The sequence below is a fragment of the Streptomyces sp. NPDC043685 genome (assembly GCF_056436585.1).
Map to the genome: position 1 here is coordinate 435825 of NZ_JBWKCH010000003.1, position 20104 is coordinate 455928.

At 72.3% G+C, this 20104-nt stretch carries 19 protein-coding genes, 1 tRNA gene and 1 riboswitch; of the genes, 17 read left to right on the top strand and 3 right to left on the bottom strand.

What is annotated here, in order from left to right:
* Positions 1-6: 6 nt before the first annotated feature.
* Complete coding sequence (locus AC0665_RS11180) at positions 7-804, bottom strand: tyrosine-protein phosphatase (protein ID WP_478606040.1); 798 nt, start codon at positions 802-804, stop codon at positions 7-9.
* 179 nt (positions 805-983) lie between these two features.
* Between AC0665_RS11180 and AC0665_RS11185 the strand changes: the two genes are divergently transcribed.
* The 4 genes from AC0665_RS11185 (at position 984) to AC0665_RS11200 (ending at position 6289) form a co-directional block, all read left to right on the top strand.
* Positions 984-3059 carry an alpha-galactosidase gene (locus AC0665_RS11185; protein ID WP_468404849.1) on the top strand — a complete coding sequence of 692 codons (2076 nt, stop codon included), beginning with the start codon at positions 984-986 and terminating at the stop codon, positions 3057-3059.
* Between the two features lie 317 nt (positions 3060-3376).
* Positions 3377-3531: riboswitch (cyclic di-AMP (ydaO/yuaA leader) on the top strand.
* Positions 3532-3535: 4 nt separating this feature from the next.
* A complete protein-coding gene (locus AC0665_RS11190) occupies positions 3536-4450 on the top strand; it encodes a M23 family metallopeptidase (RefSeq protein ID WP_478606037.1) in 915 nt (304 codons plus the stop codon).
* A gap of 194 nt (positions 4451-4644) precedes the next feature.
* Entirely contained in the window at positions 4645-5358 is a 714-nt protein-coding gene (locus tag AC0665_RS11195) for a DUF6250 domain-containing protein (RefSeq protein WP_478606035.1), read from the top strand.
* Between the two features lie 145 nt (positions 5359-5503).
* A complete protein-coding gene (locus tag AC0665_RS11200; RefSeq protein WP_468404851.1) occupies positions 5504-6289 on the top strand; it encodes an SGNH/GDSL hydrolase family protein in 786 nt (261 codons plus the stop codon).
* 132 nt (positions 6290-6421) lie between these two features.
* On the opposite strand, the gene AC0665_RS11205 is transcribed toward AC0665_RS11200, so the two are convergent.
* Complete coding sequence (locus AC0665_RS11205) at positions 6422-7036, bottom strand: TetR/AcrR family transcriptional regulator (RefSeq protein ID WP_468404044.1); 615 nt, start codon at positions 7034-7036, stop codon at positions 6422-6424.
* Positions 7037-7133: 97 nt separating this feature from the next.
* Positions 7134-8312, bottom strand: coding sequence for a glutamate dehydrogenase (locus AC0665_RS11210; RefSeq protein ID WP_478704866.1), 1179 nt, complete (start codon positions 8310-8312; stop codon positions 7134-7136).
* Positions 8313-8440: 128 nt separating this feature from the next.
* Here AC0665_RS11210 and AC0665_RS11215 point away from each other — a divergent pair, with 128 nt between their 5' ends.
* From AC0665_RS11215 to AC0665_RS11275, 13 genes are all read left to right on the top strand, one after another.
* On the top strand, positions 8441-9706 hold the full coding sequence (locus tag AC0665_RS11215) for an MBL fold metallo-hydrolase (RefSeq protein WP_478704867.1): 1266 nt from the start codon (positions 8441-8443) through the stop codon (positions 9704-9706).
* 689 nt (positions 9707-10395) lie between these two features.
* Positions 10396-12732, top strand: a complete 2337-nt coding sequence (locus AC0665_RS11220) for a sensor histidine kinase (RefSeq protein ID WP_478704868.1) — start codon at positions 10396-10398, stop codon at positions 12730-12732.
* 68 nt (positions 12733-12800) lie between these two features.
* Complete coding sequence (locus AC0665_RS11225; protein ID WP_053671618.1) at positions 12801-13232, top strand: roadblock/LC7 domain-containing protein; 432 nt, start codon at positions 12801-12803, stop codon at positions 13230-13232.
* Between the two features lie 2 nt (positions 13233-13234).
* Positions 13235-13606, top strand: coding sequence for a DUF742 domain-containing protein (locus AC0665_RS11230; RefSeq protein WP_062930368.1), 372 nt, complete (start codon positions 13235-13237; stop codon positions 13604-13606).
* Positions 13584-14213 carry a GTP-binding protein gene (locus AC0665_RS11235; RefSeq protein WP_468404052.1) on the top strand — a complete coding sequence of 210 codons (630 nt, stop codon included), beginning with the start codon at positions 13584-13586 and terminating at the stop codon, positions 14211-14213. The genes AC0665_RS11230 and AC0665_RS11235 overlap by 23 nt, the downstream gene beginning before the upstream one ends.
* Before the next feature lie 61 nt (positions 14214-14274).
* Positions 14275-14847, top strand: coding sequence for a GAF domain-containing protein (locus tag AC0665_RS11240; RefSeq protein ID WP_468632511.1), 573 nt, complete (start codon positions 14275-14277; stop codon positions 14845-14847).
* Positions 14848-15026: 179 nt separating this feature from the next.
* On the top strand, positions 15027-16055 hold the full coding sequence (gene tdh / locus AC0665_RS11245) for an L-threonine 3-dehydrogenase (RefSeq protein ID WP_468404056.1): 1029 nt from the start codon (positions 15027-15029) through the stop codon (positions 16053-16055).
* Positions 16056-16091: 36 nt separating this feature from the next.
* Positions 16092-17285 (top strand): glycine C-acetyltransferase, encoded by a 1194-nt coding sequence (locus tag AC0665_RS11250; protein ID WP_363116767.1) that lies wholly within the window; start codon positions 16092-16094, stop codon positions 17283-17285.
* Between the two features lie 35 nt (positions 17286-17320).
* Positions 17321-18223, top strand: coding sequence for a LysR family transcriptional regulator (locus tag AC0665_RS11255; protein ID WP_468404058.1), 903 nt, complete (start codon positions 17321-17323; stop codon positions 18221-18223).
* 46 nt (positions 18224-18269) lie between these two features.
* A complete protein-coding gene (locus AC0665_RS11260) occupies positions 18270-18842 on the top strand; it encodes a helix-turn-helix domain-containing protein (protein WP_478606025.1) in 573 nt (190 codons plus the stop codon).
* Positions 18839-19366 carry a GNAT family N-acetyltransferase gene (locus tag AC0665_RS11265; RefSeq protein ID WP_468404062.1) on the top strand — a complete coding sequence of 176 codons (528 nt, stop codon included), beginning with the start codon at positions 18839-18841 and terminating at the stop codon, positions 19364-19366. Before AC0665_RS11260 ends, AC0665_RS11265 begins: the two co-directional genes overlap by 4 nt.
* Before the next feature lie 30 nt (positions 19367-19396).
* Complete coding sequence (locus AC0665_RS11270; RefSeq protein WP_366049718.1) at positions 19397-19753, top strand: MmcQ/YjbR family DNA-binding protein; 357 nt, start codon at positions 19397-19399, stop codon at positions 19751-19753.
* Positions 19754-19912: 159 nt separating this feature from the next.
* Positions 19913-19986, top strand: a tRNA-Pro gene (locus AC0665_RS11275).
* Positions 19987-20104 lie beyond the last annotated feature (118 nt).

Genomic DNA, 20104 nt, shown 5'->3' on the forward strand with positions numbered 1-20104 from the left:
GGCGCCTCAGTCGAGGAGCCGCTCGCGCAGCCGCTCCCGGAGCTCCGGGGTGAGGCTCAGCCCCTTCTCCAGATAGGCGTCGACACCGCCCCAGGTCTCCTCGATGGTGTCGAAGGCCGCCGTCAGATACTCGGCGCGCGCGTCGAAGAGGGGGCTGAGCAGCTCCATGACCTCGGGGGAGTAGGCCGAGGCGGCGGAGCTGCTGCGGTGCACCTTGTAGCGGCGGTGCTTGGCGTTCGACTTCAGGTAGTCGTCGACGATCGCCTCGCGCTCCACGCCCACCGCCAGCAGCGTCACCGCGACGGACAGACCCGCGCGGTCCTTGCCGGCCGCGCAGTGCATCAGCGCGGGCACGCTGTCCCGCGCGAGCGCGTGCAAAACCTGCGCGTGCTCGCCCGTACGCTCCTTGATGATCATGCGGTACGAGGCGATCATCCGGTCCGCGCCCTTGCCGTCCGCGAGGATCGCGCGCAGCTGCTCCAGGTCGCCGTCGCGGACCATCTTCCAGAACTCGGCGCCGTCGGCCGGGTCGCTCAGCGGCAGGTTCACATTGCGCACGCCGGGCAGTTCGACGTCCGGCCCCTCGAGCTTCTGGTCGGCGGCGTTGCGGAAGTCGAAGATCGTGTGCAGGCCCAGAGTGGCCAGGAAGGCGGCGTCCTGCCCGGTCGCGTGGGCGAGATGGCCGCTGCGGAACAGCACGCCCTGCCGTACCCGCCGGCCGTCCACGGTCGGAAGACCGCCCAGATCACGGAAGTTGCGCACTCCGGCCAGCTCGGGCTCGGTCGACGGGACCTGCTGTGTCACGAGGGCTCCTCCCCTTCGGCGCCGCCGGCGCGGCTCGTCGACGGGCGTCACTCGACGATACGACATGCCTGCCTGGGGCAATGAGTTGTCCACAGGCGTTGCCCGGAGCCCCCGCGGCACTCGATGATGTTGCCGCCTGGTCGCCCCTGGTCGGGCTTGTTCGAATCTGTGAGGCCATGATGCTGGACATCTCCGAAGACGGTCGTACATGGGTACTCTCCGGGCCGGCCAGCAGCTATGCCGTCCATGTCACCGAACGGGACGAGCTGCTGCACCTGCACTGGGGCCCCAGGATCGGCCTCGCCGACGCCGAGGCCCTCACCGTGCGGCCGCTGCCCGAGTACTGGCCCTTCGAGTCCCCGCTCGACGGACGGGAGGAGTACCCGGTCGAGGGCGGCCCCCGTTTCGCGCGCCCCGCCCTGTCCGTGCGCACGGCCGGGCGCCGCGGCACCGAGTGGACCTTCGAGGGACACGACACCCAGGACGACGAGCTGCGGCTCCGGTTCCGCGACGACGGCCTGACCGTGACGCTGCACTACCGCATGCGTGCCTCGACGGACGTCGTCGAGCGCTGGGTGACCCTGGACAACCGGGGACCGGCACTGGAGCTGCTGCGCGCCGACTCCGCGACCTGGACGCTGCCCGACCGTGACGCCTGGCGGCTCTCCCAGCTGCACGGCCGATGGGGTGCCGAGTCCCGGCTGACGCGCTCGCCCCTCACCCACGGCGAGAAGGTCATCGGCAGCCGCCGCGGCCACACCTCCCACCAGCACCTGCCCTGGGTCGCCCTCGACACCGACGCCACCGAGGAGCACGGCGAGGTGTACGGCTGCGCCCTGGGCTGGTCCGGCTCCTGGCGGATCGCCGTCGCCCAGCTCCCCGACGCGCGCGTGCAGATCACCGGCGGCGCCGGCTACGACGACTCGGGCCTGCTGACGCTGGACGCGGGTGAGTCGTACACCACCCCCGTCTTCGCCGGGCTCTGGAGCGACGGCGGCTTCGGCGGGGCGAGCCGGGCCTGGCACGCCTACCAGCGCGCGTACGTGATCCCGGACGCCGGGCAGGACCGGCCGGTGCTGTTCAACTCCTGGGAGGCCACCGAGTTCGACATCTCCGAGGAGCAGCAGCGGGCGCTCGCCGAGCGGGCCGCCGCCATGGGCGTCGAGCTGTTCGTGGTCGACGACGGCTGGTTCGGGGCGCGCACCAGCGACCGGGCCGGGCTCGGCGACTGGACTCCCAACCCCGACCGCTTCCCGGGCGGGCTGAAGCCGCTCGCCGATCATGTGCGCGGACTCGGCATGCGGTTCGGCATCTGGGTCGAGCCCGAGATGGTCAACCCGGACAGCGATCTGTACCGCGCGCACCCCGACTGGGTGCAGTACCAAACAGGACGAAAGCGGACGGAGTTCCGCAATCAGCTCGTCCTCAACCTCGCGCGTGAGGATGTCCGGGAGTATCTGTGGGAGCAGCTCGACGGGCTCCTGTCCAGCGCGCCGATCGACTACGTGAAGTGGGACTTCAACCGCTGCTTCACCGATGCCGGCTGGCCCGACGACCCCTATCCGCAGCGGCTGTGGGTCGACCACGTGCGCGGCCTGTACGCCCTGCTGGACCGGCTGCGGGCCGCCCACCCGGGCGTGGCCTTCGAGTCCTGCTCGGGCGGCGGCGGCCGGATCGACCTCGGCGTACTGAGCCGCACGGACCAGGTGTGGACCTCCGACAACACCGACCCCCTGGACCGGCTCGCCATCCAGCACGGCTTCAGCCAGATCCATCCGGCCCGGGTCATGGCCGCCTGGGTCACCGACAGTCCGAACGCCATGCTCAACCACCGGGCCAGCTCGCTGCGGTTCCGGTTCGTCAGTGCCATGGCCGGGGTGCTCGGGGTCGGCGGCGACCTCACGAAGTGGACGGCCGAGGAGCTGGCCGAGGCGGCGGAGTGGGTCGGGCTCTACAAGGAGATCCGGCCCGTGGTGCAGCGCGGCGACCTGTACCGGCTGCGCCCCCCGGAGGGCGGGCTGAGCGCCGTGCAGTACGTCCTCGGCGAGGAGACCGTCGTACTCGCCTGGCTCCAGGCGCAGCGCTACGGCGAGCCCGTCCCGGCACTCCGGCTGCGCGGCCTCGACCCGGCGGCGGAGTACGAATGCCTCGAAACGGGCGAAGTTCACCGAGGTGCCCTGCTGCTCCATCACGGACTGCGGGTCGGCCTGGGCGGGGATCTCGACGCCACCGTCGTCCGTCTTAAGCGGAAGTAGCCCTTCTGTCCGAATAGGGCGCTTAGATAGTTAAGGGGATAACGTGCCCCGATCGTAAAGGAGATGAGGTCGGGGCGCGTGACCATCGTCATATTCGTGACGATGTGTTGTTGCCATGTTCACGTAATTCCGGCAATGCGCAGGGTTATTGAGCAAAGCGGGAGATCGGTAATCCACGCTCGGTGACGGCGGAATGTGTCGACGCGGTGAGGGAAACACCGTCGCGGGCAACCGCAAGCTTGTCCTATTGCGTCTTGGTCGCTTACGTTCCACACCAATCCGGACGGACGCCTAATCCTGCCGCCGCCCGGAGCCCCACACACTGACCCGACGTACGGCAGGAGCGGGGGACCCACAGGTAAGACGCCTGTTCCGGTTCCCGGAACGGCTTGGGGTTAAGCCACGCCTCGGCGCGGCCGGGCATCTCCAGCTCGCACCCGACAGCTCACCTCGCAGGCGACGGAGAGGAATTCGTCATGCCCGCGAAGGGTAAGCACCGCCGCCCCAAGACTCAGCGTTTCACCCGCTCCATCGCCGTCGCCGGAACCGGCGGGGCCGCCCTCGCCCTCCCGCTCATGGGGGCCGCCGGCGCCCACGCCGCCACCCCGCAGTCGGCTCCGGAAAAGGCCGTCCAGTCGGCCCCGGCCGCTCAGAAGAAGGCCGCCGAAAACGCCACCGGCTCCCGCGTCTACACCGTGAAGGCCGGCGACTACCTCGCGAAGATCGCGGCCGACCAGCACGTCAGCGGCGGCTGGAAGAAGCTCTACGCCGACAACCGTGACGCCGTCGGTTCCGACCCGTCGCTGATCCACCCGGGCCTGAAGCTGTCGATCGGCAAGAAGGCGGCGAGCGCGCCGAAGCCGTCCGCCCCCGCGACGCCCAAGGCCTCGGCCCCCGAGCAGTCCGCCGCCGACCCGGCGCCGAAGGCGGAGACCGCCGCCAAGCCGGCCGCCGCCCAGCCCGCCGCGCAGAGCAACTCCAGCGGCTACACCCTCCCGGTGGACGGCGCCACCATCGGCACCCCGTACCACATGTCCGGCAGCATGTGGTCCAGCGGCTACCACACCGGTGTCGACTTCGTCGTCCCGACCGGCACCTCCCTGAAGGCCGTCGGCGCGGGCACGGTCGTCTCCGCCGGCTGGGGCGGCGCCTACGGCAACCAGGTCGTCATCAAGCTCGCCGACGGCTTCTACGCCCAGTACGCCCACCTGTCCCAGCTGTCCGTCTCGGCCGGCCAGACCGTGACCGCCGGGCAGCAGGTCGGCCTGTCGGGCGCGACCGGCAACGTCACCGGACCGCACCTGCACTTCGAGATCCGCACCACGCCGGACTACGGCTCGGACGTGGACCCGGTCGCCTACCTGCGCTCGCACGGCGTCTCCGTCGGCTGACCGACCGCACGACCACCTGCCTGACACGCCTCCGAAGGCCGGACCCCGATCGATCCCGGGTCCGGCCTTCGGTGTGCGCGGGCCGACGTCGCATCAAGGGATCGACAGACGGCGGCAGTTGGGACAGAGTGATCCCATCCGGAGTGCAAGCGCTTTCCAGAGCCTTCCCGGCGGATCCCGAGGAGCTGTGTCCCGTGCCGACCACCCGCAGAGCGTTCGCGGCCCTGGCGGCCGGAGCCGCATACGCGGCCCTCTCGCCGACGGCGCCCGCGCAGGCCGCGCCCCGCCGCCGCCTCGTCGCCCGCGACGACTTCTGCCACGGCCTCGGGCAGTGGGTGACCGAACTCCAGGACGGCGGCACGGTCACCGCCTCCCGCGGCGTCCTGGAGATCGACGTGCCGAGCGGTGCCACCGTGTGGTTCAGGCGGCGGCTCGAAGGGCCGTACCTGCTCGAGTACACCGCGACCCCGGTCTCCGAGGGCGGGGCCAACGACCGGGTCTCGGACCTCAACAACTTCTGGAACGCGACCGACGTCCGCTCCCCGCACGACCTCTTCGCGACCCGGCGCGGCGGCGCCCTCGACGAGTACGACCACCTCACGACCTACTACGCGGGCTACGGCGCCAACTACAACACCACGACCCGGCTGCGCCGTTACGTCGGCGAGCCCGGCGTGCGGCCCCTGGTCCTCGACTACACCGAGCCGCTGCTGGCCGCGAACGAGCCGAACCGGGTCCGGATCGTCTCCGACGGCTCCACGGTCCAATGGTGGAACAACGGGCGGCTCGTCTTCGACCACACCGACCCGCAGCCCTACACGGGCGGGCACTTCGCCTTCCGGACCGTCTGGAGCCATTTCCGGATCAGCGGATTCCGGGTCTGGCGGTTCACCCCGAAACATCCCTGACAAGCGGTGTATTCCGGAGTTGGCGAACACTTTGGGAGTGGCTTATCTCACCGCCAGTCAACCCCTTCCTACGGTCGCGTAAGTCACATTCAAGGGTGAATCATGGACCGTTGTGGCAGACGATTCGAAGAGTGACAGCAGAGCAGTGATCGGGTCGTACGTGGCGCTGGGGGACAGCTTCACCGAGGGCGTCGGCGATCCCGGCCCCGACGGGGCATTCGTCGGCTGGGCCGACCGGTTCGCCGTCCTGCTCGCCGACCGCAGGCCCGAGGGCGACTTCCGGTACACCAATCTCGCCGTACGCGGGAAGCTCCTCGACCAGATCGTGGCGGACCAGGTTCCGCGGGCCGTCGACATGGCCCCGGACCTCGTCTCGTTCTGTGCCGGGGGAAATGACATCATCCGGCCCGGCACCGATCCCGACGAGGTGGCCGAGCGTTTCGAGCGTGCCCTGGTCCAGCTCATCGCCGTGTCCGGCACGGTGATGGTGACGACCGGGTTCGACACCCGTGGCGTGCCGGTGCTCAAGCACCTGCGCGGCAAGATCGCCACCTACAACGGCCATGTCCGGGCCATCGCCGACCGGTACGGCTGCCCGGTGCTCGACCTGTGGTCCCTGCGCAGTGTGCAGGACCGCAGGGCCTGGGACGCCGACCGGCTGCACCTGTCTCCGGAGGGCCACACGCGCGTGGCGCTGCGCGCCGGCCAGGTGCTCGGCCTCGACGTGCCGGCCGACCCCGAGCAGCCGTGGCCTCCGCTGCCCCCGCGCGGCGTGCTCGATGTGCGGCGGGACAACGTCGCCTGGGCGCGCGAGTTCCTGGTGCCGTGGATCGGGCGCCGGTTGCGCGGGGAGTCCTCGGGCGACCATGTGACGGCCAAGGGGGCGCTGTCGCCGGACGACATCAGGATGCGGATCGCCCCGGTGGCGTGAGAGCGGCTCCTGCGCGTGCGGGCCGTGCCGGGTGGAACACCGGCGCGGCCCGCACGCGTTCGTGGGAGCGATCGGGCGGTTGAGCGGGCGTAGGTGCGGTGGGCCGTCGTCGGGGGGTGTCGGGGGCAGGCGTCAGGGCGCCGTCCGCTCCACCTCCGCCAAGCCCAACTCGCGGGCCAGCGCCTCCTCCACCCACTCCTGGGCCCGGACCCGCGGCACCGCGCCGGCGTACGACGTCAGCTGGACGGCCAGGCCGTCGAGGAGGGCGGTGAGGCGCAGGGCCGTGCCCTGCGGGTCCGGGCAGCGGAACTCACCGGCCGCCACGCCCTCGGCGATGACCTCGACGAGGGCCGCCTTCCACTGCCGGTCGAGATCCTGGGCGACCTCCCGCAGCACCGGGTCGCGCAGCGCCGCCGCCCAGCCCTCGATCCACAGCCGCCAGCCCTTGGCCTGCCCGGTCGGGGCGTACCACCGTACGGCCGACCGCAGCCGGCGCAGCGCGGGGGAGCGGCGGCCGGTCAGTTTGCGCAGATGCGCGAGGTCGCCCTCCGCCGCGTGCCGGAACGCGGCGGCGACCAACTGTTCCTTCGAGGAGAAGTGGTAGAGGACCAGGGCGTTGCTCACGCCGAGCGCCGAGGCGACGTCGGCGATCCTGACCGCCGCCACGCCCCGTGCCTCGATCTGCTCGATGGCCGCCCGCAGCAGATCCCCGCGCCGCTCCGCCACGCTCAACCGGACTCTCGTCACGCCGTCACCCTACCCAGGCGCCCGTGCCCCCTCGACGTCGCCTTTCGGCCTGTCCGGTCCGGGCCGGGAGACGGCCGCCGAGGGGCCGGTGGCCGCCTCACCGGTACCAGCCGAATCGCTCGGCGATCAGCGGCAGCCGGTCGGCCGCGATCGCGTGGGCGGCGGCCCGCGGAGTCGTCCCGTCCGCCTGCGCGCGGGACAGCATCCGCTCGACCAGTGCCCGCATCGAGCGGCGTGTGTACGCGAACGCCTCCTCGGCGTCGGCGCCGATGTCCCCGAACAGCGTCCACCACCACCAGGCGTTCGTGCCCGAGTTGACCACGACGTCCGGCAGCACGCTCACCCCGCGCTCGGCCAGCAGCAGCTCCGCCTCGGGCCGTACGGGCATGTTGGCCGCCTCGACGACCCAGCGGGCGGTGATCCGCTCCTGGTTGCCGGTGTCGATCGCGTACGACACCGCCGCCGGCACCAGGACGTCCGCGTCGGCCGACAGCCAGGCGTCGCCCGGCAGTTCGCGGTCGCCGGGCCGCAGCGCCGTGCGGTCCACCGTGCCGTGGGTGTCCCGCGCGACGAGCAGTGCTTCGACGTCGAGGCCCGACGGGTTGACGATCGTGCCCTTGAGGTCGGCGACGGCCACGACCGTGCACCCCGCGCGCGCCAGGAACCGCGCGGTGGCCCCGCCCATGGTGCCCAGTCCCTGGAGCGCGACCCGCGTTCCCGCGTACGGCACACCGGCCCGGTCCAGGGCGGTCAGGGTCGCCTCCGCCACGCCGCAGCCGCCGGTCAGCTCGTCCAGCCCGATGCCGTCGACCTCGACCGCGAACGCGTCCCGCAGCCGCCGGCGTGCCCCGGCCTCGTCGTCCAGCAGCGGATACACGGCCTGGATCGAGGAGACCAGCCCCGCCTCGACGACGGCCCGGTCCACCAGGTCCTGGGTGAGCCCCAGATCCTCGCCCGTCGTCCAGCAGCTCTCTATGTACGGCCGCATGGCGCGCAGGTACCGCACCAGCAGCGGGTACGCCTCCGGGTCCCGCGGGTCGCAGTCGATGCCGCCCTTGGCGCCGCCGAGCGGGACGTAGCGGCTCTCGGGGTCGTAGTGCAGGGCCTCCTTCATGGTCATGCCGCGGGCGAGGCCCTCGACCTCCTCCAGGGTGCAGCCCGCGCGCATCCGCAGTCCGCCGCTGGCGACCCCGCGCACCAGCCGGTCGACGACCAGGAAGCCCTGCCGACCCGTGAGGTGATCGGTCCAGGTCAGGGACAGCAGGGGGGTGGCCATACGGGCTCCTTCACCGGAGGGTTACTGAATCATCGGTCAGTATCCCCTTCGATGGGGCCCCTGTGGCCCGGTGATGCCGGAGGGGCCGACCATAATGGAAAGCCTGACCGACTCCACCTGGAGGTACCGTGGCCGGTTTCCGTACCCTCAGCTCCGGGCTCCGCGCGCTGCGGCCCGGGGCGTTCGGCGCGGACCCGAGCGGTGAGCGCATGGCGCGCATCCGCAGATCCCCGCACTTCGAGGACGGGGTGTTCCGGAATCCCGGTGGCCCCGCGCGGACCCGGCCCTCGGGTTCGGCCCTGGATTTCGCGAAGGTCTTCTTCGACAAGGACACCCGGCCCCGCCGCGCCCCGGGGGGCACCGTCCCGGTGCACGCCACGACCCTGGCCGACATCGCCCGGCCCCCGGCCACCGGGCTGCGGCTGACCTGGATGGGGCACTCCAGTGTGCTCGCCGAGATCGGCGGCCGGCGTGTCCTGTTCGACCCGGTGTGGGGCGAGCGCTGCTCCCCCTTTCCCTTCGCCGGCCCCAAGCGGCTGCACCCCGTGCCCGTGCCGCTGGCCGCGCTCGGCCCGGTCGACGTCGTGGTCATCTCGCACGACCACTACGACCATCTCGACATGCCCACCATCAAGGCGCTCGCCGGTACGGACACGCTGTTCGCGGTGCCCCTCGGTGTCGGCGCGCACCTGGAGCACTGGGGTGTGTCCCCCGGCCGCCTGCGCGAGCTGGACTGGCACGAGTCCACCGAGGTCGGCGGCCTGACCCTGACCGCCACCCCCGCCCGGCACTTCTGCGGCCGCGGTCTGCGCAACACCCAGCACACGCTGTGGGCCTCCTGGGTCGTCGCCGGCGAGGAGCACCGGATCTACCACAGCGGTGACACCGGTTACTTCGACGGCTTCAAGGAGATCGGCGCCGGGCACGGGCCGTTCGACGCCACGATGATCCAGATCGGGGCGTACTCCGACTTCTGGCCCGACATCCACATGACCCCCGAGGAAGGCGTGCGAGCCCACCTCGATCTTCAGGGCGGCCCGGAGCACGGCCCGATGCTGCCGATCCACTGGGCGACCTTCAATCTGGCGACCCACCCGTGGGAGGACCCCGGCGAGGGGACACTCGCGGCCGCCCGCGCCGTGGGCGCCGGTGTCGCCCTGCCCCGGCCCGGGGAGCCCTTCGAGCCCACGGCCGAGAGCGTCCCGTCCGAGCCGTGGTGGCGTGGGGTGGCGCTCGCTCCGAGGGGCGGCCGTCCGGCTGCGGAGGCCCTCACCGGAGCCGGCATCAAGGTGGCGTCGGACGCCGCAGCCGTGGCCCAGGCTGACACGGTGAGTGACGGCGACCGTCGGGCCGGCAAGGGCACCGAGGACCCCGAGACGCTCCCGGCGGGCTGATCGGGGAGTACGCGGACGGACGGCGAGGGCCGGGGGAGCGAGAGGCTCCCCCGGCCCTCGCCGTCTGTGTGTGACCGCTTCTGACCAGGTCGGATCGAAGTCTTGTCGTTCATGGCCGGATGCGGAGGGGGGTTATCGGTCTGTCGTACGAGACCTCATACCAGAGCGGGACGCTCACCGTATGAGTTTGTCAACTGCCCACCGCACATGATGCGCTGACGACTACTGTCAGTGGCCGTCGGGAAACACGACGGATCAGGGGAGCGGGGGACCGGGACGTGCAGGCGCAGGGCGGACGAGGGAGTCGACGCGACGGGGATCCCCGCTGCCCGCGCACCACCGACGCCGGCCCGGGGGCGGACGCCCGGGCGGGCTCGCGTCCGGTTTCGAGCTCGGCTTCGAGTCCGGCTTCGAGTCCGGTTTCGAATCCGAGTGCACGTGCGGGTTCGCGTCCCGGGTCGGGTGCGGGTGCGCATGCCGGTGCCGGTGAAGGCGCCCGTGCGGGTGACGGTGCCGGTGCCGCCGGGGTGTCCGGCCCCGCCCGGCACGCGGGTCCCGGCGGGGGCGTGCGCGATCCGGCGGCGGCCGGGCGCGCGAGCCGGAGCGCGCACAAGCGGCCACGCGAACCCGGTCGCACCCCCGCAAGCGCCCCCGGAACCCAGGCCCGACGGACCAGCACGAGGACACCGATGTCTCACCTCCGCGTCCCGGCCGCACGCGCAGACCGCCGTGAGGGCGGGCGGCACGGACGGCCCGCCGTCCGCACCGCACCCGCGTTGCCCGAGACCCACATACGGCCCCAGCTGCTGCGCATCGCGGTGCTGCCGCCCGTCGCCGTCGCCCTCAGCGGCTGCGCCGCCGTCCTCTTCACCGTCCGCTCCACCGGAGCGCGGCCGGGCCCCACCCTGTGGGCCGTGCTCGGAGGCGCGGTCTTCGTGGCGCTCGTCGGCATCGCCGTCGCCGCGATCGCCGCCGGCCGGGCCGCCCGGTCGGTGAACAACCGCATCGGCATGCTGCGCCGCAGCACAGCGCGGCGCGAGGCCGACCTGCGCACCCTCGTCGAGACACTGCGCCGTGGCGACGGCCCGCCGCAGCTCGCCCCGCAGAGCCGGGCCGGCGGCCCCGCCGAGGGCGCCGACGACTTCGACCTCCTGGCCGCCGACCTGTCCCGCGCGCACGACGGCGCCGTCACCGCCGTCGTGCAGGCCTCCCAGCTGTCCAGCCAGGCCGGGAGCGAACAGAAGCTCGAGGTGTTCGTCAACCTCGCCCGGCGTCTGCAGTCCCTGGTGCACCGCGAGATCTCCATCCTCGACGAGCTGGAGAACGAGATGGAGGACCCCGACCTGCTCAAGGGGCTCTTCCACGTCGACCACCTCGCCACCCGCATCCGCCGTCACGCCGAGAACCTCGCCGTGCTCGGCGGGGCCGTCTCCCGCCGCCAGTGGAGCAACCCGGTCTCCATGACCGAGGTACTGCGCTCGGCCATCGCCGAGGTCGAGCAGTACTCACGGGTCAAGCTCGTGCCGCCGATCGACGGGCAACTGCGCGGCCACGCCGTCGCCGACGTCATCCACCTCCTGGCCGAACTCGTCGAGAACGCCACGGTCTTCTCCGCCCCGCACACCCAGGTGCTGCTGCGCGCCAACCTCGTCACCTCCGGGCTCGCCGTCGAGGTCGAGGACCGCGGACTCGGCATGCCCCTGGAGGAGCAGACGCGGATGAACGCCCTGCTCGCCGACCCCGACCAGGTGAACGTCGCCCGTCTTCTCGCGGACGGCCGGATCGGCCTGTTCGTCGTCTCCCAGCTGGCTCGGCGGCACGGCATCACCGTCCGCCTCCAGTCCAACATCTACGGCGGAGTGCAGGCGGTGCTCGTCGTGCCGCAGGCGCTGCTGGGAGCGGAGCCGGGGGCCGGGGCGCCCGGTGGCGCGGGGCAGGCGGAGGGCGCGACCGGGCAGCACGGACAGGTTGGCCCCGGTGCCGGTGCCGGTGCCGGTGCCGGTGGTGCCATCGCCGGTGTTGGTGTCGACGGCGTGGCGGTGGGGCGTTCCTCGGTCGCGGACGGTGCGTTCGGGGTCTCCTCCGTGCCGCTGCCCGCGTCCGGATCAGGGCCGTCGGCCCCGCCGCTCACCCCAGCCGCCGCGCCTCAGGGGCACGAGGCCACGGCTCAAGGGCATGGGCAGGAAGCCCGAACGGCTTCGGACGGGAGCCCGCAGAGCGGCCGACCCGCGCCCCTGCCCGTGCGCGGGGCACGAAGGGAGCGGCCCACCCCGGCCGAGGCGCGGCCCGGTATCACTCCCGAAGACCGGCGCGTCCTGGCCGAGAACGGGACCGCGCCGCCCACCCCCCGCAACGGCGCCGTGCGCGGCACCATGGGCAAGCCCCAACTGCCCCGCCGCCGCGCGCAGGAGCACATCGCCCCCCAGCTGCGCGACGGCCCGGCGCCGCGCCAGGATTCCGAGCACCTCGTGGGCCACGACCCCGGTCTGATGGCGGCCTTCCAGCGCGGCATCAGCCTCGCCGAGGCCCAACAGCACCTGGAGGCGGACACCACGGAGTGGGACGACACGGAGGCGGCCCATAGGGAGGCGGCCCCCACGGAGGAGGCGGCTCGCATGGAGCCGTTGGCCATGAGGCCGCAGCGCATGGAAGCCCGGCACGTGGAGCCACGGCACATGGAGCCGCGGCACACGGACGCGACATCCATGGAGCCCCCGGACAGGGCTCACATGGGGTCAGCTCCTATGGACCCACGCCCCATGGAGCCACGACCCATGGAGCCGTGGCACACGGACGTGACATCCATGGAGCCGCCGCACAGCCCTCACATGGGGTCGGCTCACACAGAGTCAGCCCCCATGGAGTCCGCCTACCCGGGCCCCACCGCCATGCGGCCGGTGCACCTCGACTCGTTCTCCACCGGGCCCTCCCCTTCCTCCGAACCAGGCCACACGGGCCCCTCGGGGCCCCCGGCCTCCACCGACCACCCCACCACCCGGCAGGACGGGAGCGCACCCGCCGGATGACCACCCCCCTTTCCACCCCCACCCCCAGCGCTCCCGCAGACCTTCGTACCCCAAGGAGTCGATCCACCATGGCGAGCGATGCGCCGACCGCCCATGTTTCCGACCTCGACTGGCTGATGAGCGGCCTCGTGCAACGTGTGCCGCACACGACCGCCGCGGTGCTGCTGTCCTGCGACGGGCTCGTGAAATCCGTGCACGGCCTCGACCCGGACAGCGCCGACCACATGGCCGCCCTGGCCTCCGGCCTGTACTCCCTCGGCCGCAGCGCCGGTGTCCGCTTCGGTGACGGCGGCGACGTGCGGCAGGTCGTCGTCGAACTCGCCTCCACCCTGCTGTTCGTCACCACCGCGGGCTCCGGCACCTGCCTGGCCGTGCTGGCCGGCCGGGAGGCCGACGCGGCCGTACTGGGCTACGAGATGGCGATGCTGGTCAAGAGTGTCCGCCCCTACCTGGTCACCGCTCCCCGGCAGTCCGTCGATTCCCCGGCGATGAGGCCTTGAGCGTGACGGCGGCCGGTGACGGGCCCTGGCTCGACGACGCGGCCGGGCGGCTGGTGCGGCCGTTCACGGTCAGCAACGGCCGCACCCGTCCCACCGTCGCGCTCGACCTCGTGTCGCAGGTGATGGCCACCGGGGCGACCCCCCTCGGCTATCTCGGCCCCGAACACGCGCAGGCACTCGAGCGGTGCCGGGTGCCCGTCGCCGTCGCCGAGGTCGCCGCCCATCTCAAACTGCCGGTGGCCGTCACCAAGGTGCTGCTGGCGGACCTCGTCGACTGCGGGGCGCTGACCACCAAGCCCCCCGCGTTCCACCACAACCCGACGGACCGGGCCCTTCTGGAGGCAGTGCTCGATGGACTACGACGACAGCTCTGACTACACCGACGGACCGGGCCTCGGCGCCGACCCGTTCCCCACCGCGCTCAAGATCCTGGTCGCGGGCGGGTTCGGCGTGGGCAAGACCACCTTCGTCGGCGCGGTCAGCGAGATCGCCCCGCTCAGCACGGAGGAGCTGCTCACCACCGTGAGCGCGGCGACCGACAACCTCGACGGCATCGAGAACAAGGTCGAGACGACCGTGGCCATGGACTTCGGCCGCATCACCCTCGACCCGGAACACGTGTTGTACCTGTTCGGCACGCCCGGACAGGAGCGGTTCTGGTTCATGTGGGACGAGTTGTGCGAGGGCGCGCTCGGCGCGGTCATCCTCGCCGACACCCGCAGGCTCCAGGAGTGTTTCGCCGCCGTCGACTTCTTCGAACAGCGCGGCCTCGGATTCATCATCGCCGTCAACGAGTTCGACGGCGCCTACCGTTACGCCCCCGAGGAGGTGCGAGGGGCACTCGACCTGTCCGACGACGTCCCCGTCGTGCGCTGCGACGCGCGGATCTCCAGCTCCGGAGTCCAGACCCTGCTGACCCTGGTGCGTCATCTCATCGCCCACACGCCGGCCCCCGCGACGGGGTACGGCGCCCACATGTGACCCCCTCACACCCGCCCGGGAGCCCGTATATGACGCGAGTCCACAGCACAGGAGCATGCCCATGACCTACGACCCGCCGCGTCCGGCCGGTCGTCTGCTGCTCACACCCGAGGACAAGGAGGCACCCGCCCGAACCCGCCGACTGCGCCGGCTGGGCCTGGGGGAGCGCCCCGAACCCGGACTCGACGCCTTCGCACACCGCCTCGCCGAGCTCACCGGGACGCCGTACGCCATGGTCAACCTCCCGGACGAGCAGGGGCAGTTCTACGCGGGCCTGTATGTGCCGGCGGTCGCCCCGGTCGTGCGCAGCGACGGCACCAGCCCGCGCCTCGGCCGTGTCCTGCCCCGCGACCACGGCTTCTGCCCCCATGTGGTGGCACGTCGTAAGGCCCTCGCCCTGGAGGACGTCGGCGACTACCCGCGGTTCGCGGGCAACCCGGTGGTCGACGAGTTCGGCATCCGCTCCTACCTGGGGGCACCGCTCATCGACGGCACGGGACTGGTGCTGGGCACCGTCAGTGTCGCCGACGTCCGGCCGCGGCCGTGGGGGAAGCCCGGCCTGACGGCGATCAAGGAGCACGCCGCGCGGCTCGTCATCGAGCTGGAGTCCCGGGACGGCCTGCCGCCCTACTGACGCCCCGGATCGCTTCGGACCCCGAGGGCGTGAAGGAAAGCTGAGGCGGCGCTTAAGAAAACCTCGATGGACCGGCCCGCCCGTCGTACGGCAGATTGCAGTGCGATCCCACTCCTCTCCCGGTCCAGGGGTTCCTTCGGCATGCCCGGAGCCGGGACTCATCCTCAGGAGCCGTAGCGGTGAAGGCGCTGGTCAAGCAGAAGGCGGAACCCGGGCTGTGGCTCGCGGACGTCCCCGAGCCCACCGTCGGGCCCGGCGATGTGCTCATCAAGGTGCTGCGCACCGGGATCTGCGGCACCGACCTGCACATCCGGGCCTGGGACGGCTGGGCGCAGCAGGCGATCAGCGCCCCGCTCGTGCTCGGGCACGAGTTCGTCGGCGAGGTCGTCGAGACCGGGCGCGACGTCACCGACATCGCCATCGGCGACCGGGTCAGCGGCGAGGGCCACCTGGTGTGCGGCAAGTGCCGCAACTGTCTGGCCGGCCGCCGCCACCTGTGCCGGGCCACCGTGGGACTCGGGGTGGGCCGGGACGGGGCGTTCGCCGAGTACGTCGCGCTGCCCGCGGCCAACGTCTGGGTGCACCGGGTCCCCGTCGACCTCGACGTGGCCGCGATCTTCGACCCGTTCGGCAACGCCGTGCACACCGCCCTGTCGTTCCCGCTGGTCGGCGAGGACGTCCTGATCACCGGCGCCGGCCCGATCGGCCTGATGGCCGCCGCCGTGGCCAAGCACGCAGGCGCCCGCAACGTCGTGATCACCGACGTCAGCGAGGAGCGGCTGGAACTGGCCCGCAAGATCGGTGTCAGCCTGGCGCTGAACGTCTCCGGCGCCACCATCGCCGAAGGCCAGCGCACCCTCGGACTGCGCGAGGGCTTCGACATCGGTCTGGAGATGTCCGGCCGCCCCGAGGCCATGCGCGACATGATCGCCAACATGACGCACGGCGGCCGGATCGCGATGCTCGGCCTGCCCGCGCAGGAGTTCCCCGTCGACTGGGCCCGCGTCGTCACCTCGATGATCACCATCAAGGGCATCTACGGCCGCGAGATGTTCGAGACCTGGTACGCCATGTCGGTCCTGCTGGAGGCCGGCCTCGACCTCGCGCCCGTCATCACCGGCCGGTACGGCCACCGCGACTTCGAGGCGGCGTTCGAGGACGCGGCGAGCGGCCGCGGCGGCAAGGTCATCCTCGACTGGACCGCGTAACCCCCCTTCTCCGCGAGCACCTTAGGAGCTTTCCCGATGTTCGACTCCGTGCGCGACGACCTGCGCGTCACCCTCGACGAGATCCGCGCCGCCGGTCTGCACAAGCCCGAGCGCGTGATCGGCACCCCGCAGTCCGCCACCGTGAACGTCACCGCGGGCGGCCGCCCCGGCGAGGTCCTCAACTTCTGCGCCAACAACTACCTCGGCCTCGCCGACCACCCCGAGGTCGTCGCGGCCGCCCACGAGGCCCTGGACCGCTGGGGCTACGGCATGGCCTCCGTCCGTTTCATCTGCGGCACCCAGGAAGTCCACAAGGAGCTGGAGGCACGCCTGTCCGCGTTCCTCGGCCAGGAGGACACGATCCTCTACTCCTCCTGCTTCGACGCCAACGGCGGCGTGTTCGAGACACTGCTCGGCCCGGAGGACGCGGTCATCTCCGACGCGCTCAACCACGCGTCGATCATCGACGGCATCCGGCTGTCCAAGGCCCGCCGCCTGCGCTACGCCAACCGCGACCTGGCCGAGCTGGAGGCCCGGCTCAAGGAGGCCTCCGACGCACGCCGCCGTCTGATCGTCACCGACGGCGTCTTCTCCATGGACGGCTACGTCGCCCCGCTGCGCGAGATCTGCGACCTGGCGGACCGGTACGACGCGATGGTCATGGTCGACGACTCCCACGCGGTCGGCTTCGTCGGCCCCGGCGGCCGCGGCACGCCCGAGCTGCACGGCGTGATGGACCGCGTCGACATCATCACCGGCACCCTCGGCAAGGCCCTCGGTGGCGCGTCCGGCGGCTATGTGGCGGCCCGCGCCGAGATCGTCGCCCTGCTGCGCCAGCGCTCCCGGCCGTACCTGTTCTCGAACACGCTCGCCCCGGTGATCGCGGCGGCCTCGCTCAAGGTCCTCGACCTGCTGGAGTCGGCGGACGACCTGCGGATCCGGCTGGCCGAGAACACCGCCCTCTTCCGCGGCCGGATGACCGAGGAGGGCTTCGACGTCCTCCCCGGCGACCACGCCATCGCCCCCGTGATGATCGGCGACGCGGCGGTCGCCGGCCGCATGGCGGAGCTGCTGCTGGAGCGCGGCGTCTACGTCATCGGCTTCTCGTACCCGGTGGTGCCGCAGGGCCAGGCCCGGATCCGCGTCCAGCTGTCGGCCGCGCACTCCACGGACGACGTCAACCGCGCGGTCGACGCCTTCGTCGCGGCACGGGCCGAGCTGGAAGGCTGACCGCGGGCACCGGCGCATTTGAGACAATCGATCGCATGATCGAAGCGCGGCGGCTCCACATCCTCCGGGCGGTGGCCGACCACCGTACGGTGACGGCGGCTGCCGCCGCGCTGTACCTCACCCCGTCGGCCGTCTCCCAGCAGCTCGCCGCCCTGGAGCAGGAGACCGGACACCGGCTCGTCGAGCGTGGTGCCAAGGGGGTACGGCTCACCCCCGCCGGCGAGATTCTGCTGAACCACACCAACGCGGTCCTCGCCCAGCTGGAGCGGGCGGAGGCAGAACTCGCCGCGTACAGCTCGGGAGCGGCCGGCACCGTCACGGTCGCCTCCTTCGCGACCGGTATCGCCCTGGTCGTGGCGCCGGCCGTGGCCGGTCTGGCCCGGTCCTCGCCCGGGATCCGCATCCGCGTCCAGGACGCCGAGGGCGACGCCAGCCTGCCGATGGTCCTGGACCGGCAGGTCGATGTCGCGGTCGCCGTCGAGTACCGCGGGGCGCCGCCCGCCGATGATCCCCGTCTGGCCCACGTACCGCTGTACGCCGAGCCCTTCGACGCGGTCGTCCCGGTCACCCACCGTCTGGCCGACGCCGCCGAGGTGCCGCTCGCCGAACTGGCCAAGGACGTGTGGATCGGCCCGTACCCCGGCAACCCCTGCCACGACGTGGTGGTCCTGGCCTGCGAGAGCGCCGGTTTCCAGCCCCGCGTGGAGCACTCCTCGGACGACTTCCGCGCGGTCGTCGCCCTCGCCTCGGCCGACGCGGGCGTCGCCCTGGTGCCGCGCTCGGCGCTGCGTGGCATGGACCTCACCGGGGTGGTCGTCCGCCCGGTGGACGGGACGGCGCCCACCCGCCGGGTCTTCGCCGCCGTACGGCGGGGCGCCGAGGAGCACCCCTTGATCCGCCCGGTGCTGGAGGCACTCGCCGTGGCGGCCCGGGTGTGAGCGGTCGGTAACACGGTCGTCTCATATCCGGGATAGCGTCCCGCATATGAGACGCGACGAGGTGGACCCGGTCGACGCCCGGCTGGGCGCGCGCCTGGCCGAGCTGCGGGCCGAACACGGCTGGTCCCTGGGCGAGTTGGCCGACCGCAGCGGGGTGAGCCGGTCCACCCTCTCCCGGGCCGAGCGGGCCGAGATCAGCCCCACGGCGGCCCTGATGAACCGCCTGTGCGCCGTCTACGGGCGCACGATGTCCCAGCTCCTCAGCGAGGTCGAGGCCGAACCGGAGGCCGTCGTCCGCTCCGCCGCCCAGCCCGTCTGGCAGGACCGGTCCTCCGGCTTCGTACGCCGGTCCGTGTCGCCTCCGCACCCCGCCCTGCGCGGCGAGCTCGTCGAGGCCCGTCTGCCGTCCGGCGCCGACCTGGCCTACGACCGTCCACCCGTGACCGGCCTGGAACAGCACATCTGGGTCCTGGAGGGTGCCCTGGAGGTGACGTCGCAGGACACCCGGCACCGTCTGGACGCCGGTGACTGCCTGCGGATGCGGGTGTGGGGGCCGACCCGGTTCAGGTGCACGGCCGCCGAGGGCGTCCGGTATCTGCTGGCGGTGGTGCGGCCGTGATCCGCCTTGACGCCGCCCGGCTGCCGGCGTGCGCGTCCGGGTTGGCGGAGCTGCTGGTCGCCACCGTCGACGCGGGCGCCTCCGTCGGTTTCCTCGCCCCGCTCGGCCATGCGCAGGCCCTGGCCTGGTGGGAGGAGCGGGCCGCCGACGTCGCCGCGGGCCGGCTCGCCGTATGGGCGGCCCACGACGGGGAGCGCGTGCTCGGCACCGTGAGCCTGGCCTTCCCCGGCAAGGCCAACAGCCGGCACCGCGCCGAGCTCGTGAAGCTGATGGTCCACCCGGACGCCCGTGGACGCGGTCTGGCCCGCGAGCTGCTGGCCACGGCTGAGGCCGCGGCGGCGGCGGCCGGGATCACCCTCCTGCACCTGGACACCGAGACCGGCAGCCCCGCCGAGCGTCTGTACCGCTCCACCGGCTGGACCCCGATCGGCGCGATCCCCGACTACGCGTCGACGCCCCACGGGGAGCTGCGGCCCACGACGATCTACTACAAGCGCCTCCCGGCGACCGCTCCCACCAGGTGAATGTCAGCGGGAGCCGATACGGTGCCTGCCATGCCGGATGCCGAAGACGTACGACGGATCGCCCTGTCCCTGCCGGACACCACGGAGAAGATCGCCTGGAACATGCCCACGTTCCGGGTCGCGGGCAAGATGTTCGCCACGCTGCCGGAGGACGAGACCTCCCTCGCCGTGCGCTGTCCCAAGGAGGAGCGGAACGAACTGGTGCTCGCCGAGCCGGACAAGTTCTGGATCGCCGACCATGAGTCGCAGTTCGCCTGGGTGCGGGCCCGGATCGACGCCATCGAGGACGAGGCCGAACTGCGCGACATCCTCGCCGACTCCTGGCGTCAGGCGGCCCCGACCCGGCTCCTGGAGGCCCATCCCCGGCTCGGCGTGCCGGCCCGGTGACGCCTTCGCGCGCTCACCCCCGGGCCGCCGAGGCGTTGTCGACGACGACGGTGTGCAGCCGGTCGGCGCCGCCGGAAAACGGGTGCGCGATCACCGGCGCGAGTGCGGTATTGTTTCCCTGCACGTTGGGCCGGGGGAATCCCCAGGTCAGACGGGCAACGGGACGTGGCGCAGCTTGGTAGCGCACTTGACTGGGGGTCAAGGGGTCGCAGGTTCAAATCCTGTCGTCCCGACAGAGTCGACCAGCGGGTCTGCCGATATCGGCAGACCCGCTGGTCGCGTTCCGGGGCGCTCGAGCCGCATCTCGTCCAGCCGGCCCCGGGTGTCGCCGAAGGGTCGGTGGACGATCAG

Coding starts and splice junctions, on each gene's coding strand:
- AC0665_RS11210 (WP_478704866.1), bottom strand. CDS start 8,312: ATGGCCACCCCCCTGCTGTCCCTGACCTGGACCGATCACCTCACGGGT.
- AC0665_RS11250 (WP_363116767.1), top strand. CDS start 16,092: ATGTTCGACTCCGTGCGCGACGACCTGCGCGTCACCCTCGACGAGATC.
- AC0665_RS11260 (WP_478606025.1), top strand. CDS start 18,270: ATGAGACGCGACGAGGTGGACCCGGTCGACGCCCGGCTGGGCGCGCGC.
- AC0665_RS11190 (WP_478606037.1), top strand. CDS start 3,536: ATGCCCGCGAAGGGTAAGCACCGCCGCCCCAAGACTCAGCGTTTCACC.
- AC0665_RS11225 (WP_053671618.1), top strand. CDS start 12,801: ATGGCGAGCGATGCGCCGACCGCCCATGTTTCCGACCTCGACTGGCTG.
- AC0665_RS11270 (WP_366049718.1), top strand. CDS start 19,397: ATGCCGGATGCCGAAGACGTACGACGGATCGCCCTGTCCCTGCCGGAC.
- AC0665_RS11235 (WP_468404052.1), top strand. CDS start 13,584: ATGGACTACGACGACAGCTCTGACTACACCGACGGACCGGGCCTCGGC.
- AC0665_RS11255 (WP_468404058.1), top strand. CDS start 17,321: ATGATCGAAGCGCGGCGGCTCCACATCCTCCGGGCGGTGGCCGACCAC.
- AC0665_RS11220 (WP_478704868.1), top strand. CDS start 10,396: ATGTCTCACCTCCGCGTCCCGGCCGCACGCGCAGACCGCCGTGAGGGC.
- AC0665_RS11240 (WP_468632511.1), top strand. CDS start 14,275: ATGACCTACGACCCGCCGCGTCCGGCCGGTCGTCTGCTGCTCACACCC.
- AC0665_RS11185 (WP_468404849.1), top strand. CDS start 984: ATGCTGGACATCTCCGAAGACGGTCGTACATGGGTACTCTCCGGGCCG.